Source organism: Bacillus sp. 05T31 (genome assembly GCF_056396725.1).
Genome location: NZ_JBFTMA010001031.1, coordinates 1 through 1,069 on the forward strand (window position 1 = coordinate 1; position 1,069 = coordinate 1,069).

Annotated in this window: 2 protein-coding genes; both read left to right on the forward strand. The window is 39.4% G+C overall.

Annotated elements, in window-relative coordinates; all coding sequences use genetic code 11:
• The coding region (gene pyrB / locus AC1DJR_RS31040; RefSeq protein WP_477004370.1) for an aspartate carbamoyltransferase at positions 1-807 on the forward strand (807 nt) is incomplete at its 5' end.
• The coding region (locus AC1DJR_RS31045) for an amidohydrolase family protein (RefSeq protein WP_477004371.1) at positions 791-1,069 on the forward strand (279 nt) is incomplete at its 3' end. The genes pyrB and AC1DJR_RS31045, both read left to right, overlap by 17 nt.

The window sequence follows — 1,069 nt, forward strand, 5'->3', positions numbered from 1 at the left end:
ACATTTGTTGCGAACTTGTTCTTTGAGAATAGTACGAGGACGAGATTTAGCTTTGAAGTTGCTGAGAAGAGATTAGGACTTGAAGTATTAGACTTTTCCGCAGATGCATCTAGCGTACAAAAAGGAGAAACTTTATACGATACGATAAGAACACTAGAATCAATCGGAACAAAAGCGGTAGTCATCCGTCATGAGCAAGATCGTTACTTCGATGAATTAAAAGATCAGGTGAATATCCCAATCTTGAACGCTGGAGATGGATGTGGAAATCATCCAACGCAATGTCTACTCGATCTTCTAACAATTAAACAAGAGTTTGGAAGATTTGAAGGTTTGAAGATTGCAATAGTTGGGGATGTTCGTCATAGCCGAGTAGCACGTTCTAATGCAGAAGCATTAACGAAACTGGGCGCGACAATTTACTTTGCAAGCCCAGAAGAGTGGAAAGATGAAGAGAACACATTTGGAACGTACAAGAGTTTAGATGAACTTGTTCCAGAAGTGGATGTGATGATGTTACTTCGTGTACAACATGAGCGTCATGACCATTATGAAACAGACATTATGAAAGAGTATCACGAGCAACATGGGTTAACAGTTGAAAGAGAAAAACGTATGAAAGAAGGAAGCATTATTATGCATCCAGCCCCTGTAAACCGTGATGTTGAAATTGCGAGTGAACTTGTCGAGTGTGAACGCTCACGCATATTCAAGCAAATGGAAAACGGGGTCTACGTAAGAATGGCTGTACTAAAACGCGCATTACCAAATGTATTAGGAGGAATGAAACATGAATTATTTGTTTAAAAATGGTCGTTATATGAATGCAGAAGGAACAATTGTAGCAACAGATCTTCTCGTACAAGACGGTAAAATTGCGAAGGTAGCAGAAAATATTACGGCAGATAATGCTGAAGTAATCGATGTAAATGGAAAGTTAATCGCACCTGGATTAGTAGATGTACACGTTCATCTTCGTGAACCAGGTGGTGAACATAAAGAAACAATTGAAACAGGAACACTTGCAGCAGCAAAAGGTGGATTTACTACAATTTGCGCAATGCCAAAC